The sequence below is a fragment of the Cytobacillus sp. C11.1 genome (assembly GCF_058145115.1).
The window spans coordinates 3423949-3438691 of record NZ_CM176935.1 but is presented as its reverse complement, the minus strand read 5'-3'; the positions used below and the strand labels follow the sequence as shown (position 1 = coordinate 3438691).

Annotated in this window: 14 protein-coding genes; 4 read left to right on the top strand and 10 right to left on the bottom strand. The window is 37.5% G+C overall.

Annotation, left to right across the window (positions count from 1 at the left end):
• Nucleotides 1–10: 10 nt before the first annotated feature.
• The 5 genes from AC3ZVC_RS17060 to AC3ZVC_RS17040 form a co-directional block, all read right to left on the bottom strand.
• Nucleotides 11–1252, bottom strand: coding sequence for a UDP-glucose dehydrogenase family protein (locus AC3ZVC_RS17060; RefSeq protein WP_490064403.1), 1242 nt, complete (start codon nt 1250–1252; stop codon nt 11–13).
• A complete protein-coding gene (locus AC3ZVC_RS17055; protein WP_490064402.1) occupies nt 1249–2196 on the bottom strand; it encodes an NAD-dependent epimerase/dehydratase family protein in 948 nt (315 codons plus the stop codon). The genes AC3ZVC_RS17060 and AC3ZVC_RS17055 overlap by 4 nt, the downstream gene beginning before the upstream one ends.
• A 179-nt stretch (nt 2197–2375) precedes the next feature.
• Complete coding sequence (locus tag AC3ZVC_RS17050; RefSeq protein WP_490064401.1) at nt 2376–3281, bottom strand: NAD-dependent epimerase/dehydratase family protein; 906 nt, start codon at nt 3279–3281, stop codon at nt 2376–2378.
• 32 nt (nt 3282–3313) lie between these two features.
• Nucleotides 3314–4093, bottom strand: coding sequence for a glucose-1-phosphate cytidylyltransferase (gene rfbF, locus AC3ZVC_RS17045; RefSeq protein WP_490064400.1), 780 nt, complete (start codon nt 4091–4093; stop codon nt 3314–3316).
• Nucleotides 4094–4613: 520 nt separating this feature from the next.
• Nucleotides 4614–5798, bottom strand: coding sequence for a glycosyltransferase family 2 protein (locus tag AC3ZVC_RS17040; protein WP_490064399.1), 1185 nt, complete (start codon nt 5796–5798; stop codon nt 4614–4616).
• Nucleotides 5799–6114: 316 nt separating this feature from the next.
• Here AC3ZVC_RS17040 and AC3ZVC_RS17035 point away from each other — a divergent pair, with 316 nt between their 5' ends.
• The gene (locus tag AC3ZVC_RS17035; protein ID WP_490064398.1) at nt 6115–6966 is read left to right on the top strand and encodes a DUF6492 family protein; all 852 of its coding nucleotides are present in this window, start codon (nt 6115–6117) and stop codon (nt 6964–6966) included.
• Between the two features lie 153 nt (nt 6967–7119).
• Here the strand turns inward: AC3ZVC_RS17035 and AC3ZVC_RS17030 are convergent, their stop codons facing one another.
• Both AC3ZVC_RS17030 and AC3ZVC_RS17025 read right to left on the bottom strand, forming a co-directional pair.
• Nucleotides 7120–8853 (bottom strand): phospho-sugar mutase, encoded by a 1734-nt coding sequence (locus AC3ZVC_RS17030; RefSeq protein ID WP_490064397.1) that lies wholly within the window; start codon nt 8851–8853, stop codon nt 7120–7122.
• A 111-nt stretch (nt 8854–8964) separates the two neighbouring features.
• The gene (locus AC3ZVC_RS17025; RefSeq protein ID WP_490064396.1) at nt 8965–9132 is read right to left on the bottom strand and encodes a hypothetical protein; all 168 of its coding nucleotides are present in this window, start codon (nt 9130–9132) and stop codon (nt 8965–8967) included.
• 124 nt (nt 9133–9256) lie between these two features.
• Between AC3ZVC_RS17025 and AC3ZVC_RS17020 the strand changes: the two genes are divergently transcribed.
• Genes AC3ZVC_RS17020 through AC3ZVC_RS17010 form a run of 3 tightly spaced genes read left to right on the top strand, consistent with a single transcriptional unit; the run spans nt 9257 to nt 10424 of the window.
• Nucleotides 9257–10024, top strand: a complete 768-nt coding sequence (locus tag AC3ZVC_RS17020; RefSeq protein WP_490064395.1) for a type II toxin-antitoxin system SpoIISA family toxin — start codon at nt 9257–9259, stop codon at nt 10022–10024.
• Nucleotides 10002–10175 (top strand): type II toxin-antitoxin system SpoIISB family antitoxin, encoded by a 174-nt coding sequence (locus AC3ZVC_RS17015; RefSeq protein ID WP_490064394.1) that lies wholly within the window; start codon nt 10002–10004, stop codon nt 10173–10175. The genes AC3ZVC_RS17020 and AC3ZVC_RS17015 overlap by 23 nt, the downstream gene beginning before the upstream one ends.
• Nucleotides 10176–10184: 9 nt before the next feature.
• Nucleotides 10185–10424, top strand: a complete 240-nt coding sequence (locus AC3ZVC_RS17010; RefSeq protein WP_214722738.1) for a hypothetical protein — start codon at nt 10185–10187, stop codon at nt 10422–10424.
• Nucleotides 10425–10450: 26 nt separating this feature from the next.
• Here AC3ZVC_RS17010 and AC3ZVC_RS17005 read toward each other — a convergent pair whose 3' ends face one another.
• The 3 genes from AC3ZVC_RS17005 to AC3ZVC_RS16995 all read right to left on the bottom strand — a co-directional run bounded on the left by AC3ZVC_RS17005 (nt 10451) and on the right by AC3ZVC_RS16995 (nt 14740).
• A complete protein-coding gene (locus tag AC3ZVC_RS17005) occupies nt 10451–11821 on the bottom strand; it encodes an aldehyde dehydrogenase (RefSeq protein ID WP_490064393.1) in 1371 nt (456 codons plus the stop codon).
• Between the two features lie 323 nt (nt 11822–12144).
• Nucleotides 12145–13110 carry a nuclease-related domain-containing protein gene (locus AC3ZVC_RS17000; RefSeq protein ID WP_490064392.1) on the bottom strand — a complete coding sequence of 322 codons (966 nt, stop codon included), beginning with the start codon at nt 13108–13110 and terminating at the stop codon, nt 12145–12147.
• 103 nt (nt 13111–13213) lie between these two features.
• Nucleotides 13214–14740, bottom strand: coding sequence for an AbgT family transporter (locus tag AC3ZVC_RS16995; RefSeq protein WP_490064391.1), 1527 nt, complete (start codon nt 14738–14740; stop codon nt 13214–13216).
• Nucleotides 14741–14743: the final 3 nt, after the last annotated feature.

Sequence of the window (14743 nt, the reverse complement as noted above, 5' to 3'; positions counted from 1 at the left end):
AACATATTTCTTAATCTAAGATATATCGATAATCAAATACGTTCTTCCCTTTGATGTCCTTGAATTCGTTCCAAGCGGTTAAAATGACGAGGTGGTTTACTTTTGTAAGGAGTGATTCCATGTCATTGGAATAATCAATTGGAAGTTGATAAGTTTTTTTAAAATTTTCATTTGCAATAGGATCATAAGCAATAATATTTTTAAATCCTTTTTGTATTAATGATTGAATTACATCTTTAGCAGGGGTTTCTCTAATATCATCTGAATTAGGTTTAAAGGACAAACCAAGAATACCAATTATCTCTGTTGCTTCCACATTTTCAACAATATCTCTGACTACATGTTCTTTTATATTTTCATTCACTGTCAGGATGCTTCTCAGTAAATCTGGTGAGTAAGAATTTTGCAGTGCCATGCTGATTAGCGCTTTAGTATCTTTTGGAAGGCAATAGCCCCCGAAACCACATCCCGGGAACACGTAAGATGTCATGGACGCTGGATCGCCTTGCCATCTTTTATCAAGATGAAGAATGTTAAAGGCTTTTTTTAAATCAATGCCGCCGATAGACTTGGCTATCATGGACTGCTCATTGGCAAAACTAATAAGATTTGCCAGCAGAGTATTTGATAAATATTTTATATATTCAGCTGTATTGCATGAAACATGAAAAATTTCAGCATGAAAGTTCTGGTAAAGATCTTTTAATATCTTTCCGCTTTTCTCATCCTCCTGGCCAATGATAACTCTGTCCGGATTCATAAAATCTTCCCAAGCGTAGCCCTCTCTTAGAAATTCCGGATTATTCGCAAGCCCGATGTCTTCACCCACATTAAACCCCAGTTCTTCTAAAAAGGGTTTAATCCTTGTATTAGTTGTTGAAGGCGGAATAGTAGATTTAATCACGAAAACTTTAAAAGCTGACTTTTCAATATAAAGTGCAGCATTTTTTATAGCATCAAAAATATATCCCAAATAAGCACTTCCATCGGAGCTGCTTGGCGTTCCTACACATAAAAAAATGGCTTCGCTATTTCTGATGGCTTCTTCCAAATTGTCAGTAATTAAAAAATAACTATTTAAATGCTTTTTTAATTGTTCATCAAGAAAAGGTTCATAAAAAGGAATTTTTCCTTTTTTTAATTGCATTGTTTTATGTTCATCTATATCAAAACCGTATACCTTGTTCCCTTTTTCACTAAAACCCAAGGCAGTTGTCAAACCGACAAACCCTAATCCGATTACAGTAATCAATGAATTATTCCCTCCTCTTTCAAAAACAAAAGAAACCTGCCTACCCCTTCTTGAATGGATATGGAAGGAGAATAGTTTAAAAGCTTCTTTGCTTTAGTAATGTCAGGGCACCTTCTGGCTGGATTGTGAGTTAAATATTTTTGTTCCTCGGATTTTTTTTGTTCTATTAATTGGTCAAACCCGAAGATAGCTTCACCGGTGGCTTTATAGATTTTTGCCAGCTCCCCTATTGAAATTTCCGGTTTTTCGATTCCTATATTAAAGTAGTCAAATGGTTCATAGAACAAAGCTTTTAAATACCCGGTTATTGCGTCTGTGACATAACAGAATGTTCTTGTTGGCTTGCCGTCTGAATGAATAATCAATTTCTGATTATCAATAACAGCTTTTGCAAAATCAGCTGGGACACGTTTATCATTGAGTTTCATTCCTGGTCCATAATTATTAAACGGCCGGACAACTGTTATTGGCATATCATATTTTTCCGCATAAATATAACAAATAGTTTCACCAAATCTTTTTGCTTCATCATAGCATGCTCTTGGTCCGATCATAGCAACATTTCCCCTATACTCTTCTGAAGTAGGAATGTTATTAGGAGAAGGATCACCATAAACTTCACTGCTGGAGAAGAATAAAAAGCCTTTTATATCTTTTTGCTTATAATAATCTAGCAAAGCTCTTAATCCTAAAATATTTGCATCTATTGTTTCAAGGGGGTATTTTCTATAGTAGGTGGGTGATGCTATTGAGGCCATGTGAATAATAAAATCTGTATCTTGGATTTTTTCAGTATCAAATTGCGAAAATTTAGTAATATCGAGAGTATAAAGGTCTAACTTATCATATAAATTATCTAGTCTCATCAGCCAATTTGGCTTTCCGAGTTTAAAGTTATCGATTCCTATTATCTTTTTTATGCCGAGCTGAATCTGAGAACTCAAGTAAAAAAGACATCAGATAGTAACCCAGGAATCCGGCACAGCCAGTAACGAGAACGGACGAATTCCTAAGCTTTTCTTTTTCGGAAAGTGTAAGGTTATTGTATATATAATCTAGGTCTTTATAATAAATTGTATCCTTTTTAAATTCTCCCATATACATCCACCTTTAATACTTAAATTTAACAAAGACCAAGTCTACTCTTTTCGTCTTTTAAAATCTGCTCTATTCCTTTATCAAGATTTATGTTGCTGCTCCATCCTAATTTTTGGAGAACCTCAATATTTGCCTTCGAATCCATAATTTCGTTTTGTCTGTAAGGAATGGCACCGAACTTTAATACGGTATTCGATTTGGATTTCTTATGGATAAGCTCTACAAAGTGACGTATTGTTACTGACCTTCCCGTTCCAAGTTCATATTCCTGAAACCAGGGAATTTGATCCCCTTCCAATTTCAATAGAAGTGAGTAGGCAGAAATTATATCGTCTATATGGATAAAATCTCTTTTTTGTTCTCCTTTAGTAAGATCCAATTCAGGAATATTTTTCAAACAGCTTCTTATTACGAATGAATTGAACTTATCCTCACCATCAAAAGAGCCATATACATGTTCCAATCTTACATTCATAAAATGAATATTTTTTGCAGCGGTTAATTTCTTTCCCCAATCCAGGAACTGTTTTTTTGTTAAAGCATAACCTGCCAAATGATTATATTGCTGACCATTTTTGTGTATAAATGAGTCTGTATTAATAAATTTTTCTGTCTTGAATAAAATAGCAGTTTCGAGGAGCTTTAATGGGAAAGCAACATTAGAATCAAGTAATTGCGAAGGTCTTTCTCCATTTCGGTCATATTTTGTTGCAGTGTGTATAATAGTATTAATCGGGCCGCATTCTTTAAATGGCTGTTCAATAGTACATTCATCAAGGTTATAAACAGTCACTTTTGGTAAAACGTCAGAAATTCTCCAAATTTCCGAGAAGCTTCTTTTTAAAATGATAACTTCATGTCCGTCTTTAATTAATGCCTTCATTATGTGACTTCCCAAGAAGCCTGTTGAACCAGTGATTAGTATTTTCATAGATCCTCCAGAGGTTTTATGAAATCAAACACCTATTTCCAGGTTTTCCAAGGTGCTTTACCAGTTAACCAGAGTTCTTCCAAATAATTTTTATCATTCAAAGTATCCATCGGATGCCAAAAGCCCGTATGCTTATAGGCCATTAACTCTCCATCTTCTGCGAGACGTTCCAGAGGTTTCTTTTCAAATATCGTTTGATCCCCATCATTTAAATATTCGAAAACCTCCGGCTGCAAAACAAAAAAGCCTGCGTTTATCCAGCCTCTGTCTCCCTCAACCTTTTCCCGGAATTGTTCTACCCGTGAATCCTCGGATAAGGATAGTACCCCAAATCTCCCCTGGGGCTGTGTTGACGTAACTGTAGCGATTCTTCCATGACGTTGGTGATAGCTTAGCAGCGATTTGAGATTAACATTGCTGACTCCATCCCCGTAAGTTAGCATAAAGGGCTCATTACCGATATATTTTTCAATCCTTTTTATCCTGCCGCCTGTAAAAGTATTTAATCCTGTATCTACTAATGTTACTTTCCAAGGTTCAACGGTTTGGTGATGAATAACACATTTATTGCCGCTCCTAAAATCAAAGGTTACATCAGAATTGTGCAGAAAATATTTAGCAAAATAGTCTTTTATCACATGACTTTTATAACCCAAACAGATAATAAAATCTTTAAAACCAAAACTGGAGTATAACTGCATAATATGCCATATAATCGGATTTTCTCCGATTTCAACCATAGGCTTTGGTTTTAAGTGAGTCTCTTCGCTTAACCTTGTGCCATAACCACCGGCTAAAATAACTACTTTCATATTCTCCTCCAATGTTGCAGTTTGGTTTAACCTGAAGGGGAAAGAACGAGCTTTACAAAGAATGAAATAAGTTATGATAAATTTTGACTATATTCTCATAGATTGTTGTTTTATCATATGAATTCGGTCCGTTGATTTCAGCACGAGGCCCTCAAGCAGTCAGCGGGGAGGAATGTGAGCCTCCTCAGCGTCGCCTGCGGTGTCTCTTACCTCCCTCTCTTCCCGCTGGATGAACAACCTTCCATGAATAAACACCTCGTCTAAGAAAATACGGATGCATTTTCGAGGAGTCAAGTGCCCTTCACTACAATCAACTCAGTTGGTAAAACATAGTTAGTAGTTGAAAAGGAACAAACTTTTCGAAAACAGCCTAAATTTATAATTGTGCCCTTCTTTACTAATTTATGACCAATTCCAAAAATCGATTGGGTTAAAAACAGAGAATAAATACCTATTTTAACTCGATTCCAATCTAATCTTAATTCATGAAGATTCATTTGTTCAGAATAAATACTATTTTTTATTTTGTTTGAATAGAGATGCTATCTGCCAAAGAAATAAGATACTTGTTGATATAATCGTTTTCAACACTATATAATTTGTCAAAGGAACTTAGAAAGATTAGAAGTTCAGCTGGAGGAATGTTCTGTCGAGTGACTTTTATTTTAGACATAAAGGAAGGTTCTATTTTTTTTGAAATCTTTTTTAGAATATCCAGCCTTTCATAATATAAATTAGGAATCCAAAGATGAATCTCTTCATTAGGATTCAGTTTACTAATGGATGATAAAAGCTTTACCTCCCATTTGGAGTGGGAATGAGTCCAGTCAGCAACCATTAAGCTTCGATTACTGCTTACTTTAGTTTTATCTTTTGAGGGCTGTCTAAAATCTTCCATTTTTACAGGGAAATAGAGCAGCTCCCTTGTAAGTCCGGAAGGTTTTTTCTTGATATATCTCCATTTGTTGTTATACTTTCTCTTATTTACACGATTGCACTCCATTATATATTTTATTTGCTGTTTATAAGTGGCTGAAGTAATATGGTGAACAAAAGATTTTCCTGCTATCGCAATTTTATAGCCTGAGGCAATTGTTCTATTACACCAGTCATCGTCATCGTATAAACCTAAGCCAAACCAAATGTCATTTCCCCCAATACGTTCTAGAACTTCCCGCTTAAAAGTCATACATGCGCCAATTACTCTTTTTGTAAATATTGTTTCTGCAGGATTATTCATAAATTGAGCTGCAAATGCTCTCATTTCTTCGTTGGAGTTAAATGTTTTTTTTACATTTTGCTGTCCGGTGCATTTCGAGAGATATGGGGCAGCCATACCAATTTTATTGTCGCTTTCTAATATTTCAACTAATCCATTAAACCAATTGACCGGAAAAACAAGGTCATTGTTTAAAACTGAAATGATTTCTCCTTTGCATTTCGCAAGCCCTAAATTTATACCAACTGTGTAACCCATGTTTTTTTCTGCTCTAACATTTTTAATACTGATAAAAACGTTTTCGTACTTTTTTTTTATTCTTTTTATCCCTTTCTGGGTTTTGTCAGTTGATCCATTATCAACAATAATGAGTTCAATTCCCTTTGAAACATGGCATGAATCAAAGGACTCCAACAAAGTTGTAATGGCTGTTTCAGACATTTCCCAATTATTGAAACAAAGTATAATAAAGCTGAATTTCGCCATTCGCTTCCCCCCATAAAAACCTCAGTTAATACAATATAGTTAGATAAGGATAATTTTGTGTTAAAAAAAGTTGTTGAAATTAACCAAAACCAAACAACGATTTCTTTACATCTGCTAAAAGAAGATGTCCCTAAAAATGCTGGTTAAATGCCGTTCCGGTAAATTTAATGATTGAATATTTTAAAATGAAGCTAAGATAGCAGACTTAAGATGCAGTGCTAGAAAGAAATCAAATACTTATATTTGCGTACATTTTTAAGAAAAAATTCTTTAAAATTACTTGATTGGCTAAAAAAACGCAGGAGGCGTATATATAATGCATAAATTAAATGACTTAGATCACTCCCGTTTTCAGTTTAATCCCATTCCTCTTGATGTAATTATTCCAGTTTTGGAGAAAGACTTAACAGTACTTCCCTATGTAGTTAAATCCGTTAGAGAGAAAGTTCTTCACCCTATTGGACAAATTTATATTGTATCTCCCAACAATAAAAAAATTAAGGATTTTTGTTTAAAGCATTCTTGCACTTTTATTGATGAAGATACTATTTTACCTTTAAAAAAGAATGATATCGATTACACTGTAAAACCGGGATGGAAATGGGGAGACATAACTTATTATGAAGAAGCTGATAGGTCAGGCTGGCTCTTCCAGCAATTTATTAAACTGAACGGGGATGAAATATGTAAAAACGATTACTATCTAGTGTTAGATTCAGATACTATATTCTTACAGCCTCATGTTTTTATTTATGGAAATAAAGATGTTTTTTATTGTCCAGCCTTTAAATGGAATTACCGTCCAATCTTTCAATTACTCGAACTATTGCTTGGACATAAAGCAATTGCGCCGGTTTCTTTAATCTCACATCATATGCTCTTCCATTCACCAAAAGTTAGGCATTTAAAGAAAACAATTGAGAAAAGGTTCCGTAAACCGTGGTATCGAGTTATTGTGGAAAATATCAACAAGAATGATGTTTGCAGTTTCTCCGAGTTTGAAACATATGGAAATTTCTTGTTGAAGAATTATCCTGATTCAGTTCTTTTAGGCGATGGGAAAAACGTCAGCTTTAAACGGTGGGAATTGGCAAACATTGATAAGTTTGATTTATTAGAGCTATCAAAAGAATATAAGACAATGTCTTTTCATAGCAGGGAAAACTGACGTGCTATGAATAGAAAGTAACCCTGGCTTTTGGCCAGGGTATTATTTTTATAGGCGGGGATGGTTATGGAAGCTATTTTTTATCAATACTGGTAGGAATTTAAATTATTATTAGTGTTTACTTTTTTACATAGTTACGAGGAAAATGAATTATTAATTTTTAAGACCATCAATGATCTTCATTACTCCAATTTCAAGCTTCTCTATTAACTTTACACTCATAAGCAATGATTCACTTTTAACGGAAAAATAAAACTTAATTTTTGGCTCGGTTCCGGAAGGCCGGACTGTAAACCATGAGTCATCAGCCAATATAAATTTTAAAACGTTAGAACGAGGGAGATCAATAGAGCTCTCAACTGCAGTATTAGGACTGTGCCGGCGTCCTGTCAGGTAGTCTTCGATGAGAGCAATTTTAACGCCGTCAATTTCTATGGGCGGATTTTTTCGAAGTGCGGAGAGAATATGCGAGATTTGCCTTGTACCCTCTTTTCCTTTTAGTGTTAAGGTTCTTAAAGTTTCTCTGTAAAAACCATATGTCTTATATAAATCAAGTAATCCATCAAACAAAGTTAACCCTTTGGATTTGTAATATGCCGCAACTTCAGCAGCAAACACGGCTGCTTGTACAGCATCTTTGTCACGGACGAAGTCACCAATTAAATACCCATAGCTTTCCTCATATCCGAACTGAAATACATGCTCCCTGGATTCTTCAAATTCCTTGATCTTTTCGCCGATATATTTGAAGCCAGTCAGAGTATCCAACGTTTTTATGCCGAAATCGTCTGCAATGGCCCTGCCAATTTCGGATGTAACGATTGTTTTAATAACTGCACTATTGTGTGGAAGAGTTCCTTGCTTCTTTTTTTGATTCAATAAATAATGAAGCATGATCGCCCCTAACTGATTCCCTGTTAATATCTCATATTTCCCCTGTTCATTTTTTGCGGCAACCCCCAGCCTGTCTGCATCAGGGTCTGTGGCCATTAAAATATCTGCATCCAGTTGTTTGCCGTACTGGATGGCCATCTCGAAAGCTGCATGCTCTTCCGGATTTGGTGATGCTACGGTACTAAATTCGGAATCTGGCGCTTCCTGCTCTTTTACAAGGGTAATATTATTGAACCCGAAAGCTTGAAGGCCTTTATATACCAGTTCTCTGGCTGTACCATGCAGGGGTGAAAAGACAATCTTTAAATCCTTGCCTGCTTGTTTAGGGATCTTTCTATTTAATTGTATCGTTTTTAGTTTTTCTAGATAAGCTTGATCAATTTCTTTCCCTATAAAAGTAAGCAGATTCCTATTCTGTAATTCTTTTTCATCGGCTACTTGGATGGAAAGCTCATCATCATTTTTATTGATAAAGCTGGTGATTTCTGCTGCCACGGAAGGAATAATCTGTCCTCCATCTTCGCCATATACTTTAAAACCATTATATTCCGGCGGATTATGGCTTGCTGTAATGACTACCCCTGCTGAAGCTTTTAGGTAACTTACTGCGAAAGATAATTCAGGGGTGGGTCTTAATTCGTTAAAGAGATAAACTTGTATTCCCTCCCTGCCAACCGTTTTCGCTACTTCCATGGCAAACTCGTCCGATTTGCGGCGGCAATCATATGCGATGACAATTCCCCGTTTTTTTGCCCTTTCACCTTTTTGAGAGATGTAATCAGCAAGGCCTTTAGCAGCTTTGCGGACAGTGTAAACATTCATTCTGTTCGTTCCTACTCCCAATTCGCCCCGTATTCCGCCTGTACCAAATTCTAAATCTTTATAAAAGCAATCTTCTAAAGTCTGCTGGTCTATAGTAAGGAGTAACTTCTTCAATTCTTTATCTAAATTTTTGTGGGAAAGCCATTTTTCAGCCTTTGATTTCCATGTCACCTTTCCATTTCTCTCCCTTCTCTATACAAACTCACTGTTTATTATATGAAGGAATATGAATAATGGCTGTCCCATGGCCTAGAGAGCAACTAGTTTTGTTGTTTTCAGATTTTATGGCTTCTCGCAGCCAACACTCCAGTTAAAAGCAAAAATATCCTTCTGAACCTGGGGATTCCCCTTTCCCTCCTCACATAATTCCACTGCTTTATTGATGCTTCTGTGGTTGATAAACGAAAGCAGCATCAAGGCTGCAATCTTAATAAATAGGTATTTCCTCATGTTTTTCCTCCGGCCCAATTTATTTTCAAATTGTTGACATATTCTCTGTTATAATGTAACTATAAGGCAAATTTTGCAAATTTTCTAACCGTTTTTAAATTTATTGATTGACGAGGCGATCCTTTTGCTCCTTTTCTTTAAGATTGCGGTTTGGATAATTGTTGCTTGTCTCGGGTTTTATGTTATTTCTGTGTGGTTATGGGAAAAGAAAGTTAAGGAACGAATTTTTGCCATCCGGAAAACCTGGTACATCATTTATGTGCTGGGGGCAGTGATTTATTGGACGAAGGAGCCAGTTTCTATTTTTACAGACTGGCTGAATTATCTGATTGTCGCGATTATATTTGCACTGGTTGACGCGTTTGTTTTCCTTGGTTCTTACTTGAAAAGAGTTGGCAATAACGAGCTGGCGACAGATACAAGAGAATTGCTTGAAGAAAATAACGATCTCTTGAACTCGCACATGAATAAGCTCAAATCTTTTCAATATTTGTTGAAAAATGAACCGATCGACATTTATTATGGAGATAAGGAAGCCTATATTGCCGGCATCGAAACACTATTGGCCGATTACGCGGAAAAAGTGGATATGAAAGCGGTATTGTGCAAATACACAACTCAGGAAGATAAAGACTATTTGCTTGAGCACTATACGGATAAAGCTTTGATTCACAGCCGTTTGGACCGCAAGGAAGTATATTATGACGCTGATGAAAAATTGGCGTTGATTCCTTTTTCCATACTTGAAGACTATTATGTCATTAAATTAACCTCCGATGATTTTGTCACAGAATTCGACTACTTGCTATTTACTTCACTTATCTCAATATACGATCTAATGCTCCCTGCTGAACAGGAGGACGAAGACCATGAAGGAACCAGCGGACAATAAAAAGGACAAATTAAGCAGTAAAAGCACCATGAAGGTCATGAAAAAAAAGTCGCGGATCAGTCTCCCTGCCTTTGAAGTCAGCCCGCACACTGAACGGATCATAAAAGAGAATAAAAGATTAATAAGTGTTTATACAAAAAGCAAAGCGTGAGCATACTATATGGCGTGGAAGGATTTTTCTTCCGCGCCTTTATTCATGTTCACCATGTCCGTTCATATAATAAAGAAACAAATCCTATTTAAAGGGCTGATCCTAATGAAAAAGCTGACAAAGAAAGTGAAAAATATAGACTTCCCCACCTTCTCTATTTCCCCATACACGAAAAACCTTTCCAAGAAAACGGAAGCTGCAATCCAGGATTTGAACAAAGGAAAGAAGCTTCCTAAAAATAATGCGTAAGAAAACCGCCTTTTGGCAAGACGGCTTTATTTTATAAAAAGCTTCACTTTCTTTAGGGCATTTTTTGTAGTCGGATACCGGAACGGCAAATCAAATTTGGTTGTTTGCTTCAGGATGCTTTTTTCATGTGAGAACACATCAAAGCTTCCTTTCCCATGATACGCGCCAATTCCGCTTTCCCCCACCCCGCCGAACGGCAAATAGGGAGAACTGAGATGGTAGACTGTATCGTTGATGCAGCCGCCGCCAAATGAAACATGGTTGAGAATCTCGTTTTGTATCGTTTCACTTTCTGAAAAAATATAGAGTGCCAGCGGTTTCGGCCTTGCATTAACCTCACAGATCATTTTGGACAAGTCCTTGTAATCCTGAACTGGCAGGATTGGTCCAAAAATTTCGTCCTCCATCACTTTATCTTCCCAGCTAATATTTTTTAGAACAGTCGGTTCAATCGTCAGTGTGCCGAGATCATGCCGGCCGCCGTGAACAGTGGTTCCGTTGCTTAAAAATTGGGTTAAGCGTTTGAAGTGCCTTTCGCTCACGATTTTTGTGAAATTGCCTGAAGCGATTGGATCTACGCCATACAGCTCTTGGATTGCGTGTTTGAGCTCTTTTAGAAATTCTTCCTTGATGCTGCTATGTGCGTAAATATAGTCAGGAGCTACGCAGGTCTGGCCAGCATTTATATATTTGCCCCAGGCGATTCTTTTCGCAGCCAGTTTTAGATTCGCATCTTCATGGACAATGCACGGGCTCTTTCCGCCCAGCTCAAGCGTAACCGGCGTAAGATTCCTGGAAGCCGCCTCCATAATAATTTTTCCAACGGGTACACTGCCTGTAAAGAAAATATAATCCACTTTTTCGTTCAAAAGAGCAGTGCTTGTTTCGACTCCACCTTCAACGACTGCTATGTATTCCTCTGGAAAATTCTCGCTGATAAGCTTTGACAGCAATGCCGAAGTTCGCGGAGTTAATTCAGAAGGCTTCAGAATAGCGCAGTTCCCAGCTGCGATAGCGCCAATAAGCGGTGCAATTGCCAGCTGAAAAGGGTAATTCCATGGAGCGATAATGAGTGCTACTCCATACGGCTCAGGATAAATGTAGCTTTTCGAACCGACTTGAGCGAGCGTCGACTTAACCTTCCTTGGCTTTGCCCACTTTTTCAGATTCTTCATCGTAAAACGGATCTCTTCCAGCACTATTCCGATCTCCGTTAAATAAGCATCAAACTCACTTTTATTAAGATCTGCTTTTAATGTGTCCATCAAACCCTGTTCATGCTCTTTTATAATCATGCGGAGCCGTCCGAGTGCCTCCATCCGAAAGGAAACTTCCTTCGTCTTCCCCTCTGAAAAGAAATTTCTCTGTTTTTGGATCAAATCTGCGTAATTTTCCATGTAAAGCCTCCAGATTCGGTAAGTTATTAAGGATATAGTATCACCTGGAGGAGAAGAAATACATAATTAGGGATTATAGATCAAAGTATTTTACATTTTAAGCTGAAAATCTTAGTTCTTTTTTTGACCGCTGTTTCTTAGAGCATTATTTTGCCAATTATGAGGTATCTTTTTGCTAATTAGATGTATCTTTTTGCTAAATTCACCCTTTCTTTTGCTATTTTATCTATTCCTTTTGCTAAATTCATCTATCTTTTCGTTAGTTTTCCCAAACGTTTTGCGAAGTTCATATTATTGGGTAAATTTTACAAAAAACAAACTACCTATTTTACCCATTTGGAGTATACTCGCATACTCTTTTCTCCTTTATAAGGGAGTTCCATATGAGAGAGTAACTTTGAGGCAACAAAAACTGAATCTGTATGGGTAAATTTCCTAAATTCAGCATTTGTAATTGTGGGCTTTATAAGAAGGAAGTAATCCTTAACTGCTTGATGGTGTGCAGTGGAAGATGAAGTTTTGCATGACGAGCAGTGCCATTTTCCCCAATGGAATATCATGGGGAGCGCAGAGCAATTGGGGCAATGCACACCCGTTAGTATGGCATCCGGGTTTATATTAAAGTACTTCAAAATATCTATTTCTTCCATGGTATGTCTTTTCAAAAGTGTCTTACTTAATTTCTTCATTTCTTTATCATTTAATTTCTCAGCTGTGTACATTTTTTCAACAGATAGGATTTTGTTAACTAAACGATGGGCGTGAATGACTTTATTGGAGATATAATGTTGATTTGAAGAAGTTTTTACTATCGTTGTGGGGTTGCTTATGACAACTGAATACTCAATCGGTATGCCGGGAAATCCATGTACCTTCAGCCAATTTTTCAATTGCCAGCTTTGATGTTCAGCTTGGGAAATGGGGTCATGAAAAGCTTCTTCCTTTTCATTTTGTATTCGGATCAGCTGATGAAATTGCGGGTCAAATAAAATCACTCCTTTCCAGTTTTTCACTTCAAGTATGAATGCGAACTTTCTTGTGAGCAGCAGTGTATCGATTTGGATAAAATACTTCCCATTCCAAAGCCGGAGTCCGTGAAATATACAATATTCTTTTTCATCCAAAAAACTTAGATAATAATCCAGCTTTTGTTCTCCTTTGTACCCTGCACTCCGTTTATTAAATTCGGATAGTATTCTATCTTTTCGTGGTTCGAGCTCAGAGCAGCGTTTTATTAAAGCTTCTAATTTAAAAATTAACTCAGGTTTACTTCGTTCTTTTTCTATCAAAATAAGGTCACTCCTTTCTTTATTAAAATTTCTATAACCGAGGTTCCGGAACCTCTTTTTATATAGTAAAAACACCCAGTCAAACCTGGGTGTTCAACAAATCTTATAAATGGATCGGTCCCTCCGGCCCAACTGGGATGCCTAATAGGTACCAAACTATAATCAGTAAAATCCAGAAGATGCCGAAGAAGATGGTGTATGGGAATAGAGCTGATATTAAGGTTCCCAAGCCCATGTTCTTGTCGTATTTTTTCGCAAAGGATAATAGCAATACTAGATACGGAAGCATCGGTGTGATTGGGTTCGAGATAGAGTCTCCAATTCGGTATAATGCTTGTGTGAATGCTGGGTGGTAATCAAGGAACATAAACATCGGCACGAAAATCGGTGCCAGGATGGCCCATTTTGCTGATGCACTTCCGATTAAGATATTGATTAAGCTGACAAATAGAATAAATACGATAAATAGCGGTATTCCTGTAAAGCCTACCGACTCAAGGAAGTCAGCTCCTTTTATAGCGATGATCGGACCAAGATTTGAGGCGCTGAAATAGGCAAGGAATTGAGCGGATGCAAAGACGAGAACAATATATGGTCCCATTGTACTCATCGCTTTTCCAGTCATCTCTCCAAAATCTTTTGAACTTTTGACAGTGCCTGCTCCTAATCCATAGAAAAGGCCTGGAAGCAGGAAGAAGATCGTCAATAGCGGTACGATTCCGCTCATAAGCGGAGACCCTTCAATGATTGAACCTGTTTCAGGGTTTCGCAAAATTCCGTTTTCCGGAATGATCATGGCTAGTACTGCAACAAGAAACACAGCGACTGAAATTCCGGCCCATTTTAGACCGCGGCTCTCTTCTCGGGTCACGGTTGTCACCGTTTCAATTTCCCCGGTATAAGATCCAAAGCGCGGAATTGTAAATTTATACGTTACCCATGTGGAAACGGCTAAAAGGAAAAAAGTTGAAACCGCAATAAAGTAATAGTTCATTGCTGGGTTAGCTTTATAATCAGGATCAACAGTCTGTGCACCTGACTCGGTAAATCCTGCAGCCAGCGTATCAGTCATACCGATCATTAAGTTGGCTGAAAATGCCCCGGTGGTCGAAGCATAAGCAACGATTAAACCAACCATTGGATGGAAGCCAAATGCCATAAGGACCGTTGCAGCAATTGGAGGCAGGACGACCTGTGTCGCATCGGCAGCCACGTTACCAACAATGGCAATCAAAATAATACTTGGTATAATAATTTTTTTCGGTGTAGCAATTACGGATCGCTTCATCAACGTATCGAAAAATCCGCTCTGCTCTGCCAGTCCAACACCAATCATCATAACGAGTACCATGCCAAGTGGCGGAAACTCACTGAAGTTGGTCACCATCTTGGTGAGGATGTCTACGATTCCTGCTCCATCTAAAAGATTATTGGCAACTACCGTTTCCCCTGTTACCGGGTGAGTAGCTGAAACCTTAAACAATCCGGCGATGAAGGATGCTGCCAGGATGATCCCGCATAGCATGAAAAACAATACAATTGGGTCTGGCAGTTTATTCCCGGCATATTCGATCGAATCGAGCATCCGGTCAAAAAATGTCTTTTTTTCTTTCTTGTTGTCCCGGGCCATAAA

Excerpts from the sequence above, each read along its gene's own strand:
- AC3ZVC_RS17050 (WP_490064401.1), bottom strand. The coding sequence starts at position 3,281 with ATGAAAATACTAATCACTGGTTCAACAGGCTTCTTGGGAAGTCACATA.
- rfbF (WP_490064400.1), bottom strand. The coding sequence starts at position 4,093 with ATGAAAGTAGTTATTTTAGCCGGTGGTTATGGCACAAGGTTAAGCGAA.
- AC3ZVC_RS17040 (WP_490064399.1), bottom strand. The coding sequence starts at position 5,798 with ATGGCGAAATTCAGCTTTATTATACTTTGTTTCAATAATTGGGAAATG.
- AC3ZVC_RS17035 (WP_490064398.1), top strand. The coding sequence starts at position 6,115 with ATGCATAAATTAAATGACTTAGATCACTCCCGTTTTCAGTTTAATCCC.
- AC3ZVC_RS17025 (WP_490064396.1), bottom strand. The coding sequence starts at position 9,132 with ATGAGGAAATACCTATTTATTAAGATTGCAGCCTTGATGCTGCTTTCG.
- AC3ZVC_RS17015 (WP_490064394.1), top strand. The coding sequence starts at position 10,002 with ATGAAGGAACCAGCGGACAATAAAAAGGACAAATTAAGCAGTAAAAGC.
- AC3ZVC_RS17010 (WP_214722738.1), top strand. The coding sequence starts at position 10,185 with ATGGCGTGGAAGGATTTTTCTTCCGCGCCTTTATTCATGTTCACCATG.
- AC3ZVC_RS17005 (WP_490064393.1), bottom strand. The coding sequence starts at position 11,821 with ATGGAAAATTACGCAGATTTGATCCAAAAACAGAGAAATTTCTTTTCA.
- AC3ZVC_RS16995 (WP_490064391.1), bottom strand. The coding sequence starts at position 14,740 with ATGGCCCGGGACAACAAGAAAGAAAAAAAGACATTTTTTGACCGGATG.